The 22,339-nt window shown below is 72.1% G+C and carries 15 protein-coding genes; 8 read left to right on the top strand and 7 right to left on the bottom strand.

Features of this window, described 5'->3' with window-relative positions; all coding sequences use genetic code 11:
• Window positions 1-82: 82 nt before the first annotated feature.
• The gene (locus tag ACFYZA_RS16625; RefSeq protein WP_388491090.1) at window positions 83-1,609 is read right to left on the bottom strand and encodes a CehA/McbA family metallohydrolase; all 1,527 of its coding nucleotides are present in this window, start codon (window positions 1,607-1,609) and stop codon (window positions 83-85) included.
• A gap of 223 nt (window positions 1,610-1,832) precedes the next feature.
• Here ACFYZA_RS16625 and ACFYZA_RS16620 point away from each other — a divergent pair, with 223 nt between their 5' ends.
• On the top strand, window positions 1,833-2,663 hold the full coding sequence (locus ACFYZA_RS16620; RefSeq protein WP_382581835.1) for a TIGR03619 family F420-dependent LLM class oxidoreductase: 831 nt from the start codon (window positions 1,833-1,835) through the stop codon (window positions 2,661-2,663).
• 68 nt (window positions 2,664-2,731) lie between these two features.
• Here ACFYZA_RS16620 and ACFYZA_RS16615 read toward each other — a convergent pair whose 3' ends face one another.
• A complete protein-coding gene (locus tag ACFYZA_RS16615) occupies window positions 2,732-4,426 on the bottom strand; it encodes a CocE/NonD family hydrolase (RefSeq protein WP_382581832.1) in 1,695 nt (564 codons plus the stop codon).
• A gap of 196 nt (window positions 4,427-4,622) precedes the next feature.
• On the opposite strand from ACFYZA_RS16615, the gene ACFYZA_RS16610 reads away from it, so the two are divergent.
• From ACFYZA_RS16610 to ACFYZA_RS16595, 4 genes are all read left to right on the top strand, one after another.
• Entirely contained in the window at window positions 4,623-7,247 is a 2,625-nt protein-coding gene (locus ACFYZA_RS16610; RefSeq protein WP_382581829.1) for a bifunctional FO biosynthesis protein CofGH, read from the top strand.
• Between the two features lie 136 nt (window positions 7,248-7,383).
• Entirely contained in the window at window positions 7,384-9,888 is a 2,505-nt protein-coding gene (locus ACFYZA_RS16605) for a tetratricopeptide repeat protein (RefSeq protein WP_388491532.1), read from the top strand.
• 71 nt (window positions 9,889-9,959) lie between these two features.
• Window positions 9,960-11,084, top strand: coding sequence for an ADP-ribosylglycohydrolase family protein (locus ACFYZA_RS16600; protein ID WP_382581826.1), 1,125 nt, complete (start codon window positions 9,960-9,962; stop codon window positions 11,082-11,084).
• A gap of 82 nt (window positions 11,085-11,166) precedes the next feature.
• Window positions 11,167-11,583 (top strand): hypothetical protein, encoded by a 417-nt coding sequence (locus ACFYZA_RS16595; RefSeq protein WP_382581823.1) that lies wholly within the window; start codon window positions 11,167-11,169, stop codon window positions 11,581-11,583.
• Here the strand turns inward: ACFYZA_RS16595 and ACFYZA_RS16590 are convergent.
• Together ACFYZA_RS16590 and ACFYZA_RS16585 are read right to left on the bottom strand one after the other, a co-directional pair.
• Window positions 11,520-13,091 carry a sodium:solute symporter family protein gene (locus ACFYZA_RS16590; RefSeq protein ID WP_382581821.1) on the bottom strand — a complete coding sequence of 524 codons (1,572 nt, stop codon included), beginning with the start codon at window positions 13,089-13,091 and terminating at the stop codon, window positions 11,520-11,522. The genes ACFYZA_RS16595 and ACFYZA_RS16590 overlap by 64 nt on opposite strands.
• Window positions 13,092-13,481: 390 nt before the next feature.
• Window positions 13,482-14,264 (bottom strand): SDR family oxidoreductase, encoded by a 783-nt coding sequence (locus tag ACFYZA_RS16585; RefSeq protein ID WP_388491086.1) that lies wholly within the window; start codon window positions 14,262-14,264, stop codon window positions 13,482-13,484.
• Window positions 14,265-14,345: 81 nt separating this feature from the next.
• Between ACFYZA_RS16585 and ACFYZA_RS16580 the strand changes: the two genes are divergently transcribed.
• The gene (locus ACFYZA_RS16580) at window positions 14,346-15,185 is read left to right on the top strand and encodes a hypothetical protein (RefSeq protein WP_382581815.1); all 840 of its coding nucleotides are present in this window, start codon (window positions 14,346-14,348) and stop codon (window positions 15,183-15,185) included.
• A gap of 103 nt (window positions 15,186-15,288) precedes the next feature.
• On the opposite strand, the gene ACFYZA_RS16575 is transcribed toward ACFYZA_RS16580, so the two are convergent.
• From ACFYZA_RS16575 to ACFYZA_RS16565, 3 genes are all read right to left on the bottom strand, one after another.
• The gene (locus ACFYZA_RS16575) at window positions 15,289-15,492 is read right to left on the bottom strand and encodes a DUF397 domain-containing protein (protein WP_382581812.1); all 204 of its coding nucleotides are present in this window, start codon (window positions 15,490-15,492) and stop codon (window positions 15,289-15,291) included.
• A gap of 171 nt (window positions 15,493-15,663) precedes the next feature.
• Window positions 15,664-16,533, bottom strand: coding sequence for a helix-turn-helix domain-containing protein (locus ACFYZA_RS16570; RefSeq protein WP_382581809.1), 870 nt, complete (start codon window positions 16,531-16,533; stop codon window positions 15,664-15,666).
• Between the two features lie 226 nt (window positions 16,534-16,759).
• Complete coding sequence (locus ACFYZA_RS16565; protein WP_382581806.1) at window positions 16,760-17,512, bottom strand: GPP34 family phosphoprotein; 753 nt, start codon at window positions 17,510-17,512, stop codon at window positions 16,760-16,762.
• Between the two features lie 145 nt (window positions 17,513-17,657).
• On the opposite strand from ACFYZA_RS16565, the gene ACFYZA_RS16560 reads away from it, so the two are divergent.
• Window positions 17,658-20,174 carry a serine hydrolase gene (locus ACFYZA_RS16560; RefSeq protein WP_388491082.1) on the top strand — a complete coding sequence of 839 codons (2,517 nt, stop codon included), beginning with the start codon at window positions 17,658-17,660 and terminating at the stop codon, window positions 20,172-20,174.
• 222 nt (window positions 20,175-20,396) lie between these two features.
• On the top strand, window positions 20,397-22,325 hold the full coding sequence (locus tag ACFYZA_RS16555) for an MFS transporter (protein ID WP_388491079.1): 1,929 nt from the start codon (window positions 20,397-20,399) through the stop codon (window positions 22,323-22,325).
• The last annotated feature ends 14 nt before the right edge of the window (window positions 22,326-22,339 follow it).

Genomic DNA, 22,339 nt, shown 5'->3' with positions numbered 1-22,339 from the left:
CCGTTCGGTTGCAAATGGGACCCCGGCGTACGAAAGCGGCCATGCGGGACGGCCGCGCGCCCGGCGGCGGAGCCCCGGCCAGCTACGGCTCCACCAGGAACACCGGGTTCGTGAACGCCGTCAGAGGGCCCGGCAGGCCCGGGGTCACGGGGGCGTGCCGGACCTCGGCGCGGACGTAGGCCGCGTACGAGACGGTGGTCTCCCACTGGGCGGTGCCGGTGCCGGAGGCGGGGAGCTGGGTCGTGTACAGGGTCCCCTGGTCCGTGACGAAGGACACCGAGCAGCCGGGGGCGCCGGTCACCTCCAGGCGGGCCGTCACCGGCTCGCCGGCGCGGGCCCGCAGGCGTTCGCCGATGCCGGCGTGCTGGCCGTGGCCGCCGGAGACCGAGAACGAGAGCGACACCGCGGCCGACTCCGCCACGTACGAGTGGCCCGCCTTCAGGCCCGCCTGGATCGCCGCGCGGGAGAGGTCGTCGGCCAGCACCACCGTCTGCGGGCCGCCGACGCGGTCCGGGTCGCGGTGGGCGTCGCTGTTGCCCATCGCCGGGAGCCACGGTCGGCCCGAACGGGCCGCTGCGACAAGGGAGTTGTCCCACTCCTGGAGGGTGACCTCGTCGTCGGGGGTGTAGGGGCCGTTCCACACCTCCACCGCGTCCGCGTCGCCGAAGCCGAACTTCCAGCCGCAGCCGACGCAGGTGGCGTGCGGGTGGGCCGGGACGACCAGGCCGCCCGCCGCGCGGGCCTCGCGCGCGAAGTGGCCGAAACGGTTGTCCCGGGCCCGGTAGCGCCAGTCGATGAAGTGGCCGGGGTCGGTGCCGAGGGCGACCACGTGGCCGTTGCGGGTGGTGATCTCCTCGCCCGTCATGATCAGCAGGTCGTCGCCCCACAGGCCCTGCCAGGCCCGGTGGCCCGAAGTCGTGTTGTGCTCCGAGGTGTTGATGAAGTCCAGGCCCGCCGCGCGCGCGAGCGCCGCGATCTCGGCGGGGGTGCGCCCGCCGTCCGAGTGGACCGAGTGCAGATGGCAGTCGCCCCGGTACCAGGCCCGGCCCCGGCCCCTGGCCCGGGTGGGCGGGTAGACCGGTGCCGGGGTCGTGCCGGGCTCGCCGTACTTCAGGGTGACCGTCACGGTGTACGGCAGGCCCTGCGGGGCCACCGTGTACGGGCCGAGCGCGATGTGCCAGGTCCCGGCGCGCACGGGGCCGCGCAGATAGCCGGGGGTGGCGTCGTCGGCGCGGATGAAGAACGCGCTGCGCGCCCCGCCCGACCAGCCCCGGAACCCGGCCCCGCCGAGGGCCGTGCCCCGCTGGTCGAAGATGCCGATGTCGAGCGCGTTGCCCGGCGTGCCGGCCGGGACCGGAGGCTTCTCGTACGTGTACGAAACGGCCAACTCGCTTACTCCGGAAGGAACTTCGACCGGCAGGTACACGAAGTCGGGGGCGCCGTGCGGCAGCGTGCCGCGCACCACCCGGGTCTCGTCGGGACGGCCGGCGCCCGCCCCGCCGCCCGGCGCCGCGTTCGCGAAGCTCACGGTTCCCAGGGTGAGCGCGGTGGCCGCGCCCGTCGCGATGAGTCCTCGTCTGCCGATGGATCCGGATCCGTTCTCGGTCATGGGCTGAGCTCCCAACGGGTCGAGAGGGACGGGAGGGGGCGCTCGCCCCCTGCCGGGTGCCTGCCCACTGTCGTACCCGCGCGTGAACGGGGGGAGTCCGGGAGTTGAGGGCCCGTGTCCGATTCACGCGGGGCGGAGACACGGCCGTCGGGCGGCCCTTGCGGCCTCGCGGCACCGAGGATAAGAAGTGATCCCCACCGCAGACCGACCGGAAGGTATGCCGATGCGCATCGCCGTCACCATCTTCCTGACCGACCAGACGGTCACCCCCGTCCGCCTCGCCCGCGAGCTGGAGGAGCGCGGCTTCGCCGGGCTCTACCTGCCCGAGCACACCCACATCCCTGTGGAGCGGGCCACCCCCTACCCGGCGGGCGGCGAGCTGCCCGCGGAGTACGGGCGCACCCTCGACCCGTTCGTGGCGCTCGGCCAGGCCTCGGCGGTCACCGAGAACCTGCTTCTGGGCACCGGGATCACGCTGGTCGCCCAGCACGACCCGATCGACCTCGCCAAGCAGATCGCCACCCTCGACCACCTGTCCGGCGGGCGCTTCACGCTCGGGCTCGGCTTCGGCTGGAACAAGGAGGAGGCCGCCGACCACGGTGTCCGCTGGACGACCCGGCGCGACCTGGTCCGGGACCGGATGGCGCTCATGCGCGCCCTGTGGGCGGACGAACCGACCGCCTACGAGGGCGAGTTCGGGTCGGTCAAGGCCTCGCACGCCTACCCCAAGCCGCACCGGGGCGGGGCGCCGCGCACCCTGGTCGGCGGGGCCGCGGGGCCGAAGCTGTTCGCCGGGATCGCCGAGTACGCGGACGGCTGGCTGCCCATCGGCGGGCGCGGCCTGAGCGAGTCGCTGCCCGTGCTGCGGCAGGTGTGGGCGGACGCCGGGCGGGCGGAGGGCGACCTCCAGGTCGTCCCGTACGCGGTCCTGCCGGAGGCCGGCAAGCTGGCGCACTACGCGAGCCTCGGCATCGAGGAGGTCGTGCTCCAGCTGCCGTCCGCCGACGAGACGTCGGTGCTCAAGGCGCTCGACGAGTACGCCCGGTACCTGTAGGCGAGCCGGTACACCCGGGGGCGACGGCAGGGGCGGCCCGAAGGCGCGGGGCCGCCCCCACCCGTGGCTCAGCTCAGCGGGACCTCCAGATACGAGGGGTCCTCGTCGGGCGAGGTGACCGTGATAGTGCCGGGGGTCTCGGCGCCCGGTCCGTAGAACGGGTCCACCGAGTCCAGGACCAGCATCAGGCGGTGCCCGGCCTTCACGTCGTACCCCGTGACCTGGAGCGCGATGTCCACGGTGGCCGGCTCCTTCGGAGCGGCGCCCAGCACGGTGTACGGGGCGTGCGTGATGATGCGGGCGATCCCGAGCGCGTTGACGTCGAAGAGGTACGCCACGAACGTGGAGTCCGCCTCGCTCGGCGCGATCGTCACCCGCAGCCGTGGTACACCGCGCAGTTGGTGGCGCGAGGGCAGCGGCGCGCTCGTCCACACCCCGGCCGCGTTCCGGTCGATCTTCCCGGTGCGGTACGGCTTGGGGAGCCCGGCCAGTTCGGCGTAGCCGGTGAGCAGGATCTGGTCGGCGACCGTGGCCGGGGTGTCGGTGCCGGTGCTGAACGTGGTGTGCCAGCCGTTGGTGGGCTTGTCCAGGAGGCCGCCGTCCTTGCCGCCCTCGGCGGGGCCGGTGAGATAGAAGCGCTCGGGGGTGCCGGTGGCCGCGTGCCAGGTCGGCCGGGACTCCAGGGCCCGGCCCCACATGATCTCGCTGACCACCTGGTCCTCGGGGCCCGACTCGTCCTCGAAGGCGGCCGCCGCGGTCTCGTCGTCGTCCGCTTCGAGGAGGTACTGGTCGAACCAGCGGTGCGCCTCCTGCCAGATCCGGTTGGGCAGGCCCAGGATGCCGGTCATCTCGGGGCCCGAGTGGTCGCCGATCGACCACAGCAGCCGCTTGGGGCCGCTCAGCGCGTTGAACATCTTCAGCGTCTGGTTGCCCGGGAACAGCGTCTCGTGCCAGGCCTGCGAGAAGAGCACCGGTACTTGGCGGCCGTTGAGCTTCTCGGCACGGTGGAACGGCGAGCGCTCGGCCGCCCACCGCAGCGTCTCGGGGACGTTCTCGTTGGCCAGGACGTCGTCGAAGGCCTGCTGGGTGCGCTCGCTGAGCCGGGCCGTCGCGGCGGCCCCGAGCAGCGTGCGCACGGCGGCCACGTGCCGGGTGTTGTTCTCGTAGAACGCCTCGCCCAGATCGCCCCACGTGCTGAGCGCGACCACGGCCCGCACCCGGGGGTCCTCGGCGGCGACCAGCTGGCTGATGCCGGAGCCGTAGGAGTCGCCGAGGAAACCGACCCGGCCGATCGCGCCGTCGGTCTGCTCGATGAGGTAGTCGAGCGCCTTGATGCCGTCGCGGATGTCCGCCTCACCGGCGACCTCGACCTCTCCGCCGGACTCGCCGAAGCCCCGCGCGGTGTAGGCCAGTACGTGGTAGCCCCGGCGCGCGAAGCGCAGGGCCTGCACGGCGTAGAGGGTCCAGCCCTGCTTCGCCCACGGCGAGGGCATCACGATCAGCGGGTGCGGTCCCTCGCCGTTGTGCAGCCATAACGCGCCGTCCAGCTCCACGCCTTCGCCGACCGGCACCTTCACCCCGTCCCGGAAGGTCGCGGCCTCGCGCGCCTCGGCGACCTCGGCCGCCCGCGCGGGGGAGAGCCGCGAGGTGTCGCCGGTGCGCAGCGCCTGCACGACCTGTGCGAGCGCCCCTTCGTCCAGTTCCGGGTAGAGGCTGACCACGGCGTCCGGTACGGCGTCCGGTCGCGTTCCCTTTGAAGTCACGTCGGTCCCATCCCACTTCGTCGACTTGCACGGGTGTCGCCGCTCGGGCCCGGAGCGACTCCCAGTATCGAGGTGAACGCGCTGCGTATTGGGGTGCTTTCGCAGGGATCGGCCGGAAACGCGCCCTTGGTGGTGCCGAAGTGGTGGGCGTGACGCCGGGCGCCCCGCGACGAGGACGCGCTCGTATCCTCGGAGGATGACTTCCAGCGCGCAGCCCCCGCAGGCAGAAGGACCGGACGCGGCCCACCGGCCCGCCGCCGCACCGACCGCCAACTCGATGCGGCGCGCACTGAAACGCGCCAGGGACGGCGTTGCCCTCGACGTCGCCGAGGCGGCCGTGCTGCTCCAGGCCCGTGGCGCCGACCTCGACGACCTCACCGCGTCCGCCGCCCGGGTGCGCGACGCGGGCCTCGCGGCAGCGGGCCGGCCGGGCGTCATCACGTACTCCAAGAGCGTGTTCGTCCCGCTCACCCGGCTGTGCCGGGACAAGTGCCACTACTGCACCTTCGTCACCGTGCCCGGCAAGCTGCGCCGGGCCGGGCACGGCATGTTCATGTCCCCCGACGAGGTGCTCGACATCGCGCGCAAGGGTGCCGAACTGGGCTGCAAGGAAGCCCTGATCACCCTCGGCGACAAGCCCGAGGACCGCTGGCCCGAGGCGCGCGAGTGGCTCGACGCGCACGGCTACGACGACACGATCGCGTACGTACGCGCCATGGCGATCCGCATCCTGGAGGAGACGGGCCTGCTTCCGCACCTCAACCCCGGGGTGCTCTCGTGGACCGACTTCCAGCGGCTCAAGCCCGTCGCGCCCTCCATGGGCATGATGCTGGAGACGACCGCGACCCGCCTGTGGTCCGAGCCGGGCGGCCCGCACTACGGCTCCCCGGACAAGGAACCGGCCGTGCGGCTGCGGGTGTTGGAGGACGCGGGCCGCTCGTCGGTGCCGTTCACCAGCGGGCTGCTCATCGGCATCGGCGAGACGTACGAGGAGCGCGCGGACTCGCTGTTCGCGCTGCGCCGGGTGGCGCGCTCGTACCACGGCATCCAGGAACTGATCATCCAGAACTTCCGCGCCAAGCCGGACACGGCGATGCGCGGCATGCCCGACGCCGAACTCGACGACCTGGTGGCCACGGTCGCGGTGGCCCGGCACATCATGGGCCCCTCCGCCTGCCTCCAGGCGCCGCCCAACCTGGTCGCGGGCGAGTACGGCCGGCTGATCGGGGCGGGCATCGACGACTGGGGCGGCGTCTCGCCGGTCACCATCGACCACGTCAACCCCGAGCGGCCCTGGCCGCGCATCGACGAGCTCGCCGAGAAGTCCGGCGCGGCCGGGTTCTCGCTGCGTGAACGCCTGTGCATCTACCCGGAGTTCGTCCAGCGCGGCGAGCCCTGGCTCGACCCCCGGCTGCTGCCGCACGTGCGCGCGCTCGCCGACCCGGAGACGGGCCTGGCGAACGAGAGCGCCGAGGTGCGCGGCCTCCCCTGGCAGGAGCCCGACGAGGGCTTCAGCGCCAGTGGCCGCACCGATCTGCACCGCACCATCGACACCGAGGGCCGCACCGGCGACCGCCGCGAGGACTTCGACTCCGTGTACGGCGACTGGTCGGCGCTGCGCGAGGCGGCGGCCCCGGGCATGGTGCCCTCGCGCATCGACGCGGACGTACGCCAGGCGCTCTCGGTCGCCGCCGACGACCCGACGAAGCTGAGCGACGACGAGGCGCTCGCGCTGCTGCACGCCGACGGCGAGGCCCTTGACGCTCTGTGCCGGATCGCGGACGACGTGCGCAGGTCGGTGGTGGGCGACGACGTGACGTACATCGTCACGCGGAACATCAACTTCACCAACGTCTGCTACACCGGCTGCCGCTTCTGCGCCTTCGCGCAGCGCCGCACGGACGCGGACGCGTACACCCTCTCGCTGTCGCAGGTCGCCGACCGGGCCGAACAGGCCTGGAACGTCGGGGCGGTCGAGGTCTGCATGCAGGGCGGCATCCACCCCGACCTGCCCGGCACCGCCTACTTCGACATCGCGCGCGCGGTCAAGGAGCGCGTCCCCGGCATGCACGTCCACGCGTTCTCGCCGATGGAGGTCGTCAACGGCGCGACCCGCACCGGGATGTCGATCCGCGAGTGGCTGACCGAGGCGAAGGCAGCGGGCCTGGACTCGATCCCCGGCACGGCGGCGGAGATCCTGGACGACGAGGTCCGCTGGATCCTCACCAAGGGCAAGCTGCCCACCGCCACCTGGATCGAGGTGGTGAAGACCGCCCACGAGCTGGGCATCCGTTCCTCCTCCACGATGATGTACGGGCATGTCGACCAGCCCCGCCACTGGCTGGGCCACTTCCGCACCCTGGCCCGCATCCAGCAGGAGACGGGCGGGTTCACCGAGTTCGTCACGCTGCCGTTCATCCACACCAACGCCCCCGTGTATCTGGCGGGCATCGCGCGCCCGGGCCCGACGGCGCGCGACAACCGGGCGGTGACGGCCATGGCCCGCCTGCTCCTGCACCCGCACATCCCCAACATCCAGACCAGCTGGGTGAAGCTGGGCCAGGAGGGCGCGGCCGAGATGCTGCGCTCGGGCGCCAACGACCTGGGCGGCACCCTGATGGAGGAGACCATCTCCCGTATGGCGGGCTCCAGTTACGGCTCGTACCGTTCCATCAAGGACCTGGTCGCCATCGCGGAGGCGGCGGGCCGCCCGTCGCGGCCGCGCACCACCCTGTACGGCGAGGTGCCGCAGGAGCGGGTCTCGGCCGCCCACACCTCGGACGGCCATCTCCCCGAACTCCTGCCGGTGTTGGGGGACTGACCATCCGGCCGGGCGGCACGGAGCAGGCCGGTTTCGGACAGGTGGACTCCGGCGCCGCCCGATAGGGTCGGGGTGGGGAGCGTCGCGGCCTCGGCCGGCGCGAGTGGGGGGAAGGGTGAGAGACGTGCGGCCTTCGATGCAGGAACTCATCCGTCGGCGCAAACGCGCCGGGTTCGTGGGCCGTCGGGACGAACTGGCCGTCTACCGGCGGAACTTCGACATTCCCGTCGACGACGAGCGGCACCGCTTCGTGTTCCGGGTGCACGGCAACGCGGGCGTCGGCAAGACGTTCCTGGTCCGTGAACTGGAGCAGGCAGCCATCGAGCGCGGGGCGCTGACCGCCTGCACCGACGAGAGCGTGGACGGCGTCCCCGAGGTGCTGGGCGCGATCAGCGCGCGGTTCGCCCGGCAGGGGTGGCCGCTGAAAGCACTCGATCGCATTCTGGCCACGTATCGCCAGCGCCGCTACGAGGCCGAGGCCGCGGCCGCGGGAGGCGCCGGAGCCGACGCGGGGCCCTCGGCCGGGGCGGTCGTCGCCGCGCAGGCGGGCCTCGCCGGGATCGGCCTCCTGCCCGGAGTCGGAGTGCTCGCGACCACCGTCGACCCGGCCCAACTCGCCGAGGGAGCCGAGCGGTTGAGGGCCACGCTCAGCGCGCGGCTCGGCCGCCAGGAGGACGTACAGCTCGTCCTCGACCCGCTGCGCGTGCTCACCCCCGTGTTCGTCGAGGAGCTCGGCAGGGTGGCCGAGCGGGTGCCGTGGGTGGCGCTTTTCTTCGACACCTACGAGCGCACCGGCGCCTTCCTCGACGGCTGGCTGCGCGATCTGGTCACCACCGACCGCTACGGCGGCCTTCCCGCCAACACCGTCCTCACCCTGTCCGGCCAGGGCCGCCCCGACCCGCTGGGCTGGCCGGCCGCCGCGGACTACGCCACCGACCTCCCCCTCGAACCCTTCACCGAGGCCGAGGCGCGCCAACTCCTCGCCATGAAAGGCATTTTGGAGGAGGAGGTCGTCCGCGATGTGCTGCGCCTCTCCGGGCGCCTGCCGGTACTCGTCAGCACCCTCGCCGGCAGCAGCCCCGCGACCCCGGGCGACATCGGCGACCCCAGCGCCACGGCGGTGGAGCGGTTCCTGAAGTGGGAGCCCGACCCGGTGCGCCGCTCCGCCGCGCTCGAAGGGGCGCTGCCGCGCCGCCTCGACGAGGACGTCTTCCAGGCGGCCGTCACCGGGGACGCGGCCGGGCTCTTCGACTGGCTGCGGTCCCTGCCGTTCGTCCGGGACCAGGGCGGCCGGATCAAGTACCACGAGGTCGTCCGCGCCCCGATGCAGCGCCTCCAGCGCACCTCGTCCCCGCAGCGCTGGCGGGCCGGGCACGAGCGGCTCGCCGCCTGGTACGGGCGCGAGCGGGCCGCCGCCGAGGGGCCCTCCTGCGGGCGCTGGCGGGACGAGGCCTGGCGCGAGCCGCGTCTCGAGGAGCTCTACCACCGGCTGTGCGCCGACCCGACGGGCGCGTTCGGGGACGTGCTGCGCGACGGCGTCGAGGCCTGCCGTCAGGGCACGGTCACCGCCCGGCGCTGGGCGCGGGCGATCGCCGAGGCCGGCGAGGACGGCAACCGCGAGGCCCTGCGCAAGTGGGGAGCGGCCTGCCTCGCGGCGCTCGCCACCGGGCGCGGGCACGGCGTCGACGTGCTCGGCATGATGCTGGCCCGGCCCGAACTGGGCGATCAGGACCGGGTCGCCGTGCACATCGCCCGCGCCTGGGGCCACTTCAGGACCGAGGCGTACGAGGAGTCGCTCGCCGACTACTGCCGGGCCCTCACCCTGAACGCGTCCAGCGCCGACGCCCATCACGGCCGGGCCGTGGCGCACCGGGCCGTCGGCGACTGGGCGGCGGCCCTCGCCGACCTCGACCGGCTCGAAGCGCTGGAGCCGGGCCGCGCCCGCGCGCCCCGCGAGCGCGGCGAGACCCACCGGCGCGCGGGCCGCTACGAGGACGCCGTCACCGAGCTCGGCCGGGCCCTCGCGCTCGACCCCGCCGACGCGCTCACGCTGGGCAGCCGCGGCCAGGCGCGGGCCCAACTCAGCCGTCCAGCCGAGGCGTTGGAGGACTTCGACCGGGCGCTGCTCATCGACCCCGACTACGGCTGGGCGCTGGTGCGCAGGGCCCATGTGCGGGGGCAGCTGGGGGACACCGAGGGCGCGCTCGCCGACCTCGACCGGGCCGAACGGCTCTCGCCGTCGTGGGCGTGGGTGCTGGGCGAGCGCGGCGACGTCTACCGGTTCGCGGCCCGCTACGAAGAGGCCGTCGCCGCCTACGGGCGGGCCCTCGCGCTCGACCCCGGCTATGCGTGGGCCCTGGGCAGCCGGGCGGTGGCGCTCGCGGAGCTGGGCCGGCGCACCGAGGCCCTGGCCGACCTGGACCGCGCGGTGACGCTGGTGCCGGGCTACCGGTGGGCGTACGAGCAGCGGGCCCGGCTGCACCGGGCAGCGGGGCGCGAGCGGGCCGCCCTCGACGACCTCGCGCTGGCCGCCCGGGCGAGCGGGGCGCAGGGCATTCCGCGCGGCCCGCTGCCGGCCGACGAGAGCGGCCCCGCCCGGCCGGCCGGCCCGCCCCCGCCCCGGCCCGCGTCCGGAGAGTGATCCGCCTTCGTACCGGGCCGGTCAATTCGCCCTCTTAAACGGGCGCATCCGTTCAGGTACCGTGCTGCCGCATGAGCGCAGCAGCCGGAGCCACCGCACCCGTCTGGGGTCGCGCCGAACAGCAGGACTTCCGCAGCCGGGTCCGGGGTTGTCTGCTGGGCGGGGCGATCGGCGACACGCTGGGCGCGGGCGTCGCCGCCCTCGCGCTGAGCGAGATCCGCGAGCGGTACGGCGTGGACGCGCTGGGCGACCTCGTGCCCGCGTACGGCAGACCGGGCGCCGTGAGCGCGGCCACGCAGCTGACCCTGTTCACCGTCGACGGCCTCATACGCGCCCAGGTCCGCCGCGACACCGGCGCCTGGCACCCGCCCACCGATGTGCACCGGGCGCATCTGCGCTGGGCCGCGACCCAGCGCGACTGGGGGCCCGACGAACGCCGCGAGGACAACGGCTGGCTGGCCCGCGAGGAGTGGCTCTACGCCCGCCGCGACCCGGCCAAGGCCTGTCTGGTGGGGCTCGGCGACGACATCATGGGCACCCTGGAACAGCCGAAGAACCCCAACGCCGACGACCCCGCCGCGCTCACCCGCTCCGCGCCGTTCGGTCTTCTGGTGGGCTGGGAGCCGCAGTTGGTGCTCCAGCTCGCCGTGGAGTGCGCGGCCCAGACCCACGGCGACCCGGCGGCCTACCTCTCGGCGGGCGCCCTCGCCGTCATCGTGCACGGGCTCGCCCGAGGCGAGTCCATGGACGGCGCCGTCCAGCGGACCCTGGCCCAGCTCGCCGTGCGCCCCGGCCACCAGCGGGTCACCGAGGCGCTCCAGCACGCCCTGGGCGCGGTACGCCAGGGCATGCCGAGCCCCGCCCTGGTCGCGACCCTCGGCACCGGTCACAGCGCGCCGGAGGCCCTCGCGATCGGCGTGTACTGCGCCCTGGTCGGCGAGGACATCCGGCACGGGCTGCTGCTCTCGGTCAACCACGACGGTCCTTCGGACGCCACCGGCACCGTCTGCGGGAGCCTGCTCGGGGCGATGCACGGCGAGACCGCGCTGCCGCCCGCCTGGCTGGCCCAGCTCGAAGGCCGCTCGACGCTGCTCGAACTCGCGGACGACTTCGCGATGGAGATGACCCAGGGCCCCGCGCTGCACGGTCCCGCCGTCAACACGGCGGGCTGGCTGCTGCGCTACCCGAGGGGCTGAAACCACTCGTAAGGACGAAGGATTGGCTCAAATGCCGCGTGTCCCTCGCGCGCACGCGAGGGGGTTCGCCAGTGTCGTCGTCATGACCCCGCTTCCCTCCGCCCGCACCAGGTGCGGCCGCCGCCCCCTGGCGGCCCGCTGGTTCACGGCTCCGCTGGTCGCCCTCGCGCTGCTCGGCCCCGGCGCCGGCTCCTCCACCGCGGCCCCCGCCGACGACGCCGACAGCTCCCAGTACGTCCAGACCGAGGACGAGCCCGCCTTCACCGATCCCGCCGCGCGCGCCGACGAACTCCCGCCCTACGACGCCCGGGACGCCCAGCAGGCCGTCGACGACATGGTGATGGACGAGCGGGAGGACGCCGACGGCCAGCACTGCCCGCCGCAGCGCGACGAGCAGGGCGACTACGAGCGCTGGGGCCCGCACCGCGACGAGGCCTACCCGGCGCGCGGCGCCGACGAGGGCTCCGGCTCGGCGGAAGACGCCGGCATCGTCGGCTGACCCGAACCCGGGCCGTCGTCATCGGAGTTGACGCGGGCGAGCAGCGCGTCCCGCTCCGGGGTGTCCTCCGGCTTGAGGAGACCGATCACGACGAACAGGACGAGCGAGATCGCCAGCGGCACCGACACCTGCCACTGGAGGGCGACGTCCGTCTTCTGCGAGCCGTCCACGTTGTAGTTCACGAAGAAGAACGCGAGCAGCCCGGCCGCCCAGCTGGTGAGCGCCGCCGTCGGACCGGACCTGCGGAACGGCCTGAGCATGCCGAGCATGAACGGGATCGCGATCGGCCCCATGAGCCCGGCCACCCATTTGATCACCACGGTGATGATGTCCTTGAACGCGGGCGAGCTGACCTGGGTGGCGACCGCCATCGACAGGCCGAGGAAGACGAGCGTCGACAGACGCGCGGCGACCAGCCCCGCGCGCGAGTTCCAGGCCCGCGCCGACTTCGACAGGACCGGCATGATGTCCCGGGTGAAGACGGCCGAGATGGCGTTGGCGTCCGATGAGCACATGGCCATGGTGTGCGAGAAGAAGCCGACGACGACCAGGCCGAGCATGCCGTGCGGCAGCAACGTCTCGGTCATCAGGGCGTAACTGTCGGACCCGTCGGGCTTCTTGGCGTGCACGAGCAGCGGCGCGCACCACATCGGGAAGAAGAGCACGGTGGGCCACACCGCCCACAGGGCGGCGGACAGCCAGGCCGAACGGGTCGCCGAGCGCGCGGAGTCGGTGGCCATGTAGCGCTGGGCCTGGTTCCACATGCCGCCGTTGTACTCGAAGGTCTTGATGAACAGGAACGCCATCAGGAACGTGACGGTGTACGGGCCCGCGGTGGCGTGGGCGTGTCCGCTGGGCAGCTTGTCCCACACCGTCCACAGCGTGGAGATGCCGTCCAGCTTGCCCATGACGGCGATCAGCATCGCGAGTCCGGCGAACAACTGGATGATGAACTGGCCGAGTTCGGTGAGCGCGTCCGCCCACAGGCCGCCGACCGTGCAGTACACGGCGGTGATGCAGCCCGTGATGAGGATGCCCTGGGTGATCGTGATGCCGGTGAACACCGACAGCAGGGTCGCGATGGCGGCCCATTTCGCGCCCACGTCCACGATCTTCAACAGCAGGCCGGACCAGGCGAGGGCCTGTTGGGTGGAGACGTTGTAGCGGTTCTTGAGGTATTCGAGCGGGGAGGCCACCAGGAGCTTGGAGCGCAGCCGGTTGAGCCGGGGCGCGAAGAGCCTGGCGCCGATGCCGATGCCGACGGCTATGGGGAAGGACCAGGTCACGAAGGAGGTGACGCCGTACTGGTAGGCGATGCCCGCGTAGCCGGTGAACATCACCGCGCTGTAGCCCGACATGTGGTGCGAGATGCCGGACAGCCACCACGGCATCCTGCCGCCGGCGGTGAAGAAGTCGGAGACGTTGTCGACCCGCTTGTGGGACCAGATGCCGATCGCGACCATCACGCCGAAGTAGCCGATGAGCACGGCCCAGTCGAGACTGTTCATGTGCCCCCTCCCAGGGGTCCGCCTTGTGAACGTCGACTGAACGACGTCAAGGAACTCGGATGCGCTTCGTCAGTACGCCCGGTTCGGCGGGGCCCCGTGCGGGAGCGGGACTTGGGGGATTGAACCCCTTGTCGGAGGGGATGGTCAAGGCGTCTAGCGGTCATGAATATGAACGAGGGTCATCAAGTCGAACGATTTTGCTTCGCCTTTACTCATGGGGGTGTTGTCGTGCGCGTGACGGGGGCCACACGATGAGCGGGCACTTCGTCGGACTCCGCCCACCCCGGCGCGTACAGACGCGAACGGCCGCACGGGATGCGGGTCCCGTGCGGCCGAGAAAGGCAGGTAGCCAACTGCCCCTGTCCATCCGTCAGTTGATGTCCGCGGTCCTCACCGCATCAGCTCTCCGGCGTTCACCAGGAGCGACTGGCCCGTGATCGCGCGGGCCCGGTCCGATGCCAGGAAGACCACGGCGTCGGCCACATCGCCGTCCGTGGCCAGCTCCGGCAGCGCCATCCGCTCGGTGAGCCTGCCGAGCACCTCCTCCTCCGGCACGCCCTCGGTGTGCGCGGTGAACTGGACGTACGCCTGCACCGGCGGGCCCCACATCCAGCCCGGGAGCACCGTGTTGACGCGGATCCGGTCGGGGCCGAGCTCGCGCGCCATGGAGTACATCGCGGAGGTGAGCGCCCCCTTGGACGCCGCGTACGCCGCCTGCCACACCTGGGAGGGCGCCGCCACCGACGACTGCGTACCGATGACGACCACGGAGCCGCCGCGCGCCTTGAGCGCCGGCAGGCAGGCCCGGGTCATGCGCAGGGTGCCGAGCAGGTTCACGTCGATGACCTGCTGCCAGGTGGCGAAGTCCGCGTCCCGCAGACCGCCGAAGTAGCTGTCCCAGGCGGCGACATGGACGACCGCGTCGATCCCCCCGAAGCGCTCCACGGCGAGCGCGGCCAGGGCCTGGCACTGGGACTCGTCGGTGATGTCGGTCGGCAGATGCGCGGTACGGGCCCCGTCCGGGTCGATCTCGGCCGCGGACTTCGCGAGGTTGGCCGCGGTGCGCGCGCCGAGCACCGCGTTGCCCCCGTCGCGCACGACGGCCGCGGCGACCTGGTGCCCGAGCCCGGCCCCGACCCCGGACACGATGACGGTCTTCCCACTCAGCAACATCCGGTCGCCTCCCGGCTCTGGCGCAACTTCTGACGGGGCGTCAGAGTAAGTCCGTCCGGTGGTGGAGGGAAGGGATGCGGCATGACGGAGGACACACGGCCCGAGGCCTACGCGGAGCTGGCGTCGGTGGGGCCCTACGGGGTGCGCCCGGGGCACGCGCTGATCACCATGGTGGAGCCGCACCCGGGACACGAGTACGCCTACAACCGCTGGTACGAGGACGATCACTACTACGCCGGCGCGATGGCCATGCCCTGGATGTACGCCGGGCGCCGCTGGGTCGCCACCCGCGAACTCCAGGAGCTGCGCTACCCGGAGAAGTCCGCGATCGCCCAGCCGGTGGGCGCGGGCTGCTACCTGTCGACGTACTGGATCACCGACGGGCGCTACGACGAGCACATGAAGTGGACCGTCGGCATCAACAGGCGTCTCAACCGCGACGGCCGCGTCTACCAGGACCGCACCCACGTGTTCACCGCGTTCCAGGACCACGAGGCGACCGTCTACCGCGACGGCGCCGCTGGGCCCCGCGACTACCACGCCCTGGACCACCCCTACGCGGGCCTGGTCCTCCAGGTCATCGACGCCGAAAGTCCCGGCTCCCGGCCGGAGTTGCTGGAGTGGCTGCGCTCGCGCGAGCTGCCCCGGCGCCTTTCCGGGGGCCCCGCCGCGATGGTGACGGTGTTCCGGCCGACGCCGCTGCCGGGCGACCGCATGACGTACGTGAAGCAGGTCGAGGGCGTCGGCACCCGGCTCACGCTGCTCTGGTTCCTGGAGCGGGACCCGCGCGAGGTCTGGGCGGACCACTTCACCGGGCTCGATGCCGCGATCGCCGAAACCGGTCTGGGGAGGCTGGAGTTGGCGGCGCCGTTCATCCCCACCGTGCCGGGCACCGACCGCTATGTGGACGAACTCCGCTAGCGGATCCGGTGCCGGACATGGCCGAGCCCCCTCGGCCGGGACGGCGGACCAGTCGAGAGGGCTCTTGTCGGTAAGGCGGGTATCACGATGGCTGCGGTGGTGGTCAGCTGAGGGCGTCCCGGGTCACCTCGGCCACGAACGCGTTCCACGCGCCGGGGGCGAAGGAGATCGAGGGGCCCGCGGTGACTTTGGAGTCCCGCACGGCGATGGCGTGCGTCTCGGGAGACTTGACTTCGACACATGCGCCGTTTCCGGTGGAGTACGAGGACTTGGTCCAAGTGTCCGTGGCGCCCTGAAGAATGGCCATGATCGCTCCGGTTCTTGCCAGTTGGTCGTTCTCGTCCAACGGTCTTCGTTGACGTGATCGACGCTACTCGCAGGTTCCGTAGTGTGCGGCGGCCATTCACTCGACCGGATGGCATATTCCGGTTGGGTCTTCCATCGCGGTACGCGCGGGGTGTACCGTGCCGCGCTTCGGTCAGCCGGCCGTGCCGTCGGCGTATTCCTTGGCGACCTTCGTAATGAATTCCCGGGTCTGGTCCACATTCAGCGCCTGCGCCCGCAAGTGCTCGTACATCACGCTGTATTTCTGGACATCATTGGCCTTCTCCAGGTAGAGGTCGCTGGTGACGCCCTCGATGTAGACGACACTGGAGTCCGAGGCGTCCGGAAATTCCAGAATCGCGTACTGGCCGTTGATTCCCGGATGCGCGCCCATGCTGAACGGCAGCACCTGCACGGTGACGTGCGGGAGTTGGGACTGTTCGATGAGGAATTCCAGCTGGTCGATCATCAGCTGTTTGTCGCCGACCCTGCGGCGCAGTGCCGCCTCGTCGATGACCACCCACAGGCGCAGCGGGTTCTCCGCCGCCTTCACCCGCTCCTGCCGTCGCAGCCGGACGTTTACCCGCTTCTCGACGTCGGTCGGGGCGGTCTCCGGAAGCGCCCCCGCGATGAGGGACTCCGCGTACTGCCGGGTCTGGAGCAGCCCGGGCACGACCTGCGGATCGTAGACGCGCAGGCTCGCCGCGTCCGTCTCCAGGCCGATGTAGACGCTGTACGGGATGTCGCCGAAGGCGTGCCACCAGCCCTGCTGGCGCGAGTCCTTGGCCATTTGCATCAGCGAGTCGACGATCCGGTGGTCCTCGACCTCGTAGACCCCGCACAGGTCGCGCACATCGCGCTGGCTGATCGAGCGGCGGCCGTTCTCCAGGCGGCTGATCTTCGACTGGGAGACCAGCAGGCGCTCGGCGACCTCTTCGGCCGTCATGCCCTTCAGCTCGCGGAGTCTGCGCAGCTCCTGGCCCAGTCGGCGCCGCCTGACGGTGGGATTGACGTTGGACGCCACGGGTAACGCACCTCCGGCTCACGGCTCTTCTGTTCTTCTGCTCAGCAGACTGCCACCAACATCCCGGCACGCGCTGGAAAACGGCCACACACAGCGACTACGCGAACGCGCGGGGCTGTTGGGACAGCCCCGCGCGTTCCTGGTGCGGCTCCCGAACCGGGTCATGGGGACGTCGGTGCGGCGGTGGTACGACTGCTGGTGCCGGTGGTGTCCGGTGCCGGTGCTGCTAGTGGTGAGCCACGGCCCTGGCCATCACCCCGTGATGCGGTTGCATCGGGACGCCGGCCGCCGCCGCGTGGCGGCTCCCGGGGTCCGGCGCGGCGGTGCCGCCCTGGCCGTTGCGGCGCGGCTGAGCGGCCACACCGTTCTGGACGTCCATCACGGCGTGCGCGACGAGACCGCCCATGGGGTCGTGCCTGATCAGGTCCCTTAGCCGGGAGCGCGATGACCGCCCCTCGTTGCCGGGGTAGAGGTGCTTGCCGAGCCCGACTGCGTGGGCCAGCGCGGCAAGCGCCGCGGTCCGCGGGTCCGGCGGTACGCCGGTGCGGATCGCACTGTCCAGCCGGGCCCTGATGTCCCGGCTGATCGCCGTCTCCGTCGCTTGGTAGCGAGTCGTCGGCAGCACCCCGCACATCTGGCCCGACACGGCATGGACCATGCCGCAGCGCTCCAGGTGCGCGAGGTAAATCTGGCGGAGCCCGAGGCGGGGTCCGCCGATCCAGTGGACCGCCCGTACCGGGCTGCCGCGCCTGCGCAGCAGTTCCAGTGCGGAGTCCAAGGTCGGATCTCCTGTCGGCCGTGCCATCACCACGGCGATACGATCCCCGTCTGGGGCTATCCGTCCTGCCAGAGCCAGCTCCACTAGCTGGGCTCCGGCCAGGCCGAGGTCGAGCGACTGCGGCTGCGCTGTGGTACCCGTGGCCGGGTCCAGAGCGAGCAGCAACAGCTCTTCCGGAATAGTTCTGCGGCTCCTGCCCATCCATGCCTCCCCGCGTGGATGAATGACAGGGTGACCCCTCTCACATTCATCTGTCGAGAGCGCCTGGGCGGTTCGTACGGGAACCGACAGGTATGTCGTTCTCGTCTAGCCGGGGGGTCCTACCCGGCACACGGGACACTGGTACATGGTTCGGACAGTTTCGGATGACGCCACCCGGCGTCTGGAGGAGGCATCGGTGGCGGGCGAGTCCCCCGACAAGTCGGAGCAGCAGCAGTCGTCGGGGGAGACGACTACGAGCGAACGCGATCCGCGCATCGCGGGCTCCCACTCCCCGTCCCCTGCCGGCGAGTCCGGTACGGGGTCCTCCGGATCGTCCGGGTCGTCCCGCTCGTCCGGGTCGTCCGGTGCGTCCGGCAAGGGGGAGGACGCGGCTCGGGCGGCGAACGGTTCCGGGTCCGGTTCCGTGGACCAGGCGACCGCGGTCTTCCGGGCCCCGCGCCAGGAGGACGGCGACTCCCGGCTCCGCGCGGCGGTCGCCGCGTGGGTCGACCAGGAGGCGGACTCCCCGTCGGAGGAGCCGAGTTCGGACAACGCTGTCGCCGTGGACGCGGACGCGGACGCGGGTGCCGGTACGGGGGCGGATGCCGAGGCCGAGGCTGAGGGTGCCGCCGAGCCGGCGAAGCCCGCGAAGTCCGCCGGGTCCGCGAAGCCCGCCGAGCCGGCGAAGTCCGCCGGGTCCGCGAGCCCCGCCGAGCCGGCGAAGTCCGCCGGGTCGGACAAGGCCGTGCCCGCCTCGGCCGAGACCGCCGTCGCGCCCGGCACCGATGAGGTGAGCGATTCCACGGAGGGCTCCGCCAAGTCGGACGCGGGCGCCCCCGTCAAGGACGCCGAGCCCGAGACGCCCGCTGCGGCTGCGGCTGCGAAGCCGAGCCCCGCCGAGCGCGAGCCCCAGCCCGAGGCAGCCAAGGCCGCCAAGGCGTCCGATGACGTCAAGGCACCCGAGGCCGCCAAGGCGTCCGATGACGTCAAGGCACCCGAGCAGGCCAAGGCCTCCGAGGCTGCCGAGGCGGGCAAGCCGAAGGCGGCCGAGGCGGGCGCGGGGATCGATCAGCCCACCGCCGTCTTCAAGGCTCCGAAGGCTCCGGCCGTCGACCAGCCGACGGCCATGCTCAAGCTGCCCGCACCCCAGCGGGAGCCCGAGGCCGAGCGGGCCGCCGAGCGGACCAGCCAGTTCGTGCCGCTGCGGTCGGACGACGCGGGGACGGGGACCAAGAAGCCCGAGGCCCCTGCCAGACGGCCGGCGGCGCCCAAGGTGACCCCGCCGCCGTCCGTCGGCTTCGGCGCGGCTCCCGCTTCCGGAGCCACCCCGCCCGTGCCCGACCGGGCCGAGCGGACCCGGCAGCAGCCGCTGCCGCCGAAGCCCCCGCTCGACCTCCTCGCCGAGCTGACGAACACCCCGCCCCCGGCGCAGACCGCGGTCCGCTCCACGGTGCGGCGCTTCAAGATCTGGACCCCGCTGGTCCTGCTGCTCCTGGTCGTCTTTGCGGTCGTACAGATCATGCGCCCGCTGCCCGACCCGAAGCTGGCCCTCACCTCGAAGGCGACGTACTCCTTCGACGGCGGCGCGCTGGACCTGCCGTGGCCCGCCGAGGGCCAGTCCGCGGTCGCCGTGGACGGCGTCGGCAGCCTCGGCACGCACGGGGAGCAGAAGCCCGCGCCGCTGGCGAGCGTGGCCAAGACGATGACGGCGTACGTGATCCTCAAGGGCCACCCGATCAGCGGGAAGCAGGAGGGCGACAAGATCACGGTCGACCAGCAGGCCGAGGACGACGCGAAGAAGCCCGACGAGTCGACGGCGCCGATCCGCAAGGACCAGCAGTTCACCGAGAAGCAGATGCTCGAACTCCTGATGATCCCGTCCGGCAACAACGCGGCCCGGCTGCTGGCCCGCTGGGACGCGGGCAGCGAGGAGGCGTTCATCGCGAAGATGAACGACGCCGCCAAGTCGCTCGGCATGACCAACACGACGTACACCGACCCGAGCGGTCTGAAGGAGACCACGGTCTCCACGCCGGCCGACCAGCTCAAGCTGGCCCAGGCGGTCATGCAGAACGACGTGTTCCGCGGCATCGTCAACACGCCCCAGATCAAGATCCCGGGCATCGACTCGATGATCTACAACAACAACACGATCCTGCTCAAGCCGGGTGTCAGCGGCATCAAGACGGGCTCCTCGACGCCGGCCGGCGGCAACCTGCTGTGGGCGGCCGACACGGTCGTCGACGGCAAGAACCAGCGGATCTACGGCGTGGTCATGGGCCAGCGCACCGGCACCACCCTCGACAACAAGCTGAAGTCCGCGATCAACAGCAGCTACACGCTGATCAAGGCCGTGCAGAACGCCGTCACGTCGGCGACCGTCGTCAAGAAAGGCGATGTCGTCGGGTACGTGGACGACGGCCTGGGCGGCAGGACCCCGGTCGTCGCCACCAAGGACTTGAAGGCGGTCGGCTGGCCGGGCCTGAAGGTCGACGTCACGCTGGGCAGCGGCGACAAGCCCGTCCCGCACACCGCGAAGGCGGGCGACATCGTCGGCGAGCTGTCCATCGGCACCGGCAACGGCAAGGTGACCGCGCCGGTCCAGCTGAAGAGCGCGATGGCCGAGCCGGGCGTGGGCGACAAGCTCACCCGACTGGGCTGACCGCCCCGAGCGCGTCGAGGGCGCCCCGACCTGCGGGGCGCCCCCGTGCTAGCTTCGGGCAACTGGGGACGCGGGGACGGCGTCCTTGGAATCGGGGCAGAATTTCCGGAGAGACCTCCGGACGCAGAAGTACGGGCCGCCCGGACGGCCCCCGCGCGGACCGTGTGCAGTCGCACATGGTCGCGCATGACAGGTGAGACAGCGTGAGGCGGGAGAGCCGCAGTGACCACCGCTGAGCCGACGCCCACCCGCGCCGACAGCACCGCGAGTACGAGCACGACCAGCGCGCGTACGCGTACGAACCCCACCGGGGCCCAGCCGGACACCGGCAACCCGCCGGACACCGGCGGCACCCCCGGATCCGCGCCCGCATCCGGGTCCGGATCCGGGTCCGGGTCCGGGTCCGCCGGGAAGTCCCGGCTTTCGCGAATAGGGCTCGGGCCGGAGTCGTGGCCGAGGCGGCATCCCGTCGCGTTCGTGACGATCGCCGCGGCCGTCACCCACATCCTCTGGTTCTTCCTCTTCGCCAACAGCGGCGGCGACCTCGCGGCGCAGGACGCCTGGACCGAGTTCGTCGGCCGCAACCCGGAGTCCGCGTACAACCTGGCCTGGTACGGCGGGATGCACCCGGTCTCGTACAGCGTGGTGTCGCCGTATCTGATGTCGGTGCTCGGCGTCCGGACGACGATGATGATCGCCGGGACCGTGTCGGCCGGGCTCACCGCGCTGATCCTGGTGCGCGTGAAGGCCGTCCGCAATCCGCTGGCCTGCTCCTTCGCCGCGCTCTTCGCCTTCCTGTGCAACGCCATGTCGGGCCGGGTGACCTTCGGGCTCGGCACGATGTTCGCGCTCGGCGCGGTGGCCGCGGTGTTCTGCTGGCCGCACAACAAGCGCGAGAACCGCTGGCCGAAGGCCGCCGTGGCCGCGCCCTGCGCCGCCCTCGCCACCGCGAGCAGCCCGGTCGCCGGACTGTTCCTCGGCATCGTCGCGGCCGCCCTGTTCCTCAACAAGCGCCGCCCGGGCGCGTACGCGATCGGCCTGCCGCCGGTCGTGGTGGTGGCCCTGTCGGCGTGGCTGTTCCCGTTCTCGGGCACGCAGCCGATGTCGCTCGCCACCACCTCGGGGCCGCTCCTGTTCGCGGTCCTCATCTTCTTCCTCGTCCCGAAGGACTGGCGGACCGTCCGCACGGCCACGCTGGTGTACGGGATCGGGGTGGTGCTCTGCTTTGCGATCAACTCGCAGATCGGCTCCAACATCACCCGGCTCGCGATGCTGTTCGCCGGGGTGCTGCTCCTGGCCGCGCTGCCGTACACGGTGCCGAAGTCCCGCAAGTGGTACGCGGTGCTGCTCGCCTTCGTCGGGCTCAACGGGTGGATCGGCTTCAAGTCGGTGGACGACATCGTGCACACCGCGCCCGCGGCGACCTGGGCCCGCGATCTGGCGCCCCTGGTCGACCAGCTGCAGGGGCGCGACGCCGCGACCGGGCGGGTCGAAGTGGTGCCCGCCTCCAGCCACCGCGAGGCCTCGGCGTTCACCCCGTACGTCAACCTCGCCCGTGGCTGGAACCGGCAGGCGGACATGCAGCGCAACCCGCTGTTCTACGACGACACCCTGAACGCGGACAACTACCACGCCTGGCTGAACCGCTGGGCGGTGCGGTACGTGGTGCTGCCGCTGGGCCCGGCCGACCGCAACGGCGCGGTGCAGGAGGGCAAGCTGATCCAGCAGGGCCTGCCCTACCTGAAGCAGGTGTGGTCGAACGAGCACTGGCGTCTGTTCGCGGTCGACGACCCGACCCCGCTCGCGGACCCGCCCGCCACGGTCAAGCACGCCGGCGAGGGCGAGGTCACGGTCGACGTGCGCGCGCCGGGCACGATCCTGATCCGCATCCCGTACTCGCCGTGGCTGAAGCTCGTCGACGCCAAGGGCGACGGTGTGGTGCCGCCGCAGGAGACCCCGGAGTCCAAGCTCCGCGGCCACGGCCCGAAGGAGTACACCAACCCGAACGGCTGTCTGCGCAAGGCCCAGCCGAACGCGTCGGGCGACGAGTGGACCGAACTCCTCGCGCCGAAGCCGGGCACCTACCACGTGGCGGCCCCGTACAGCATTCCCCGGGGGACCGGGTGCCCGACGGAGCTGTCGGCGCCCTGAGCCGCCCGCGCCGC

Origin of the sequence: Streptomyces sp. NPDC001828, assembly GCF_042892175.1 — a bacterium.
GTDB lineage: Bacteria > Actinomycetota > Actinomycetes > Streptomycetales > Streptomycetaceae > Streptomyces.
Note: the sequence above shows the minus strand (reverse complement) of the source record. Positions and strands in the feature narration are given on the sequence as shown.

Bases quoted from the DNA above. Each gene is read 5' to 3' on its own strand.
- ACFYZA_RS16625 (WP_388491090.1), bottom strand. From the start codon at position 1,609: ATGACCGAGAACGGATCCGGATCCATCGGCAGACGAGGACTCATCGCG.
- ACFYZA_RS16580 (WP_382581815.1), top strand. From the start codon at position 14,346: ATGACGGAGGACACACGGCCCGAGGCCTACGCGGAGCTGGCGTCGGTG.
- ACFYZA_RS16600 (WP_382581826.1), top strand. From the start codon at position 9,960: ATGAGCGCAGCAGCCGGAGCCACCGCACCCGTCTGGGGTCGCGCCGAA.
- ACFYZA_RS16575 (WP_382581812.1), bottom strand. From the start codon at position 15,492: ATGGCCATTCTTCAGGGCGCCACGGACACTTGGACCAAGTCCTCGTAC.
- ACFYZA_RS16610 (WP_382581829.1), top strand. From the start codon at position 4,623: ATGACTTCCAGCGCGCAGCCCCCGCAGGCAGAAGGACCGGACGCGGCC.
- ACFYZA_RS16595 (WP_382581823.1), top strand. From the start codon at position 11,167: ATGACCCCGCTTCCCTCCGCCCGCACCAGGTGCGGCCGCCGCCCCCTG.
- ACFYZA_RS16590 (WP_382581821.1), bottom strand. From the start codon at position 13,091: ATGAACAGTCTCGACTGGGCCGTGCTCATCGGCTACTTCGGCGTGATG.
- ACFYZA_RS16565 (WP_382581806.1), bottom strand. From the start codon at position 17,512: ATGGGCAGGAGCCGCAGAACTATTCCGGAAGAGCTGTTGCTGCTCGCT.
- ACFYZA_RS16605 (WP_388491532.1), top strand. From the start codon at position 7,384: ATGCAGGAACTCATCCGTCGGCGCAAACGCGCCGGGTTCGTGGGCCGT.
- ACFYZA_RS16560 (WP_388491082.1), top strand. From the start codon at position 17,658: ATGGTTCGGACAGTTTCGGATGACGCCACCCGGCGTCTGGAGGAGGCA.
- ACFYZA_RS16620 (WP_382581835.1), top strand. From the start codon at position 1,833: ATGCGCATCGCCGTCACCATCTTCCTGACCGACCAGACGGTCACCCCC.
- ACFYZA_RS16585 (WP_388491086.1), bottom strand. From the start codon at position 14,264: ATGTTGCTGAGTGGGAAGACCGTCATCGTGTCCGGGGTCGGGGCCGGG.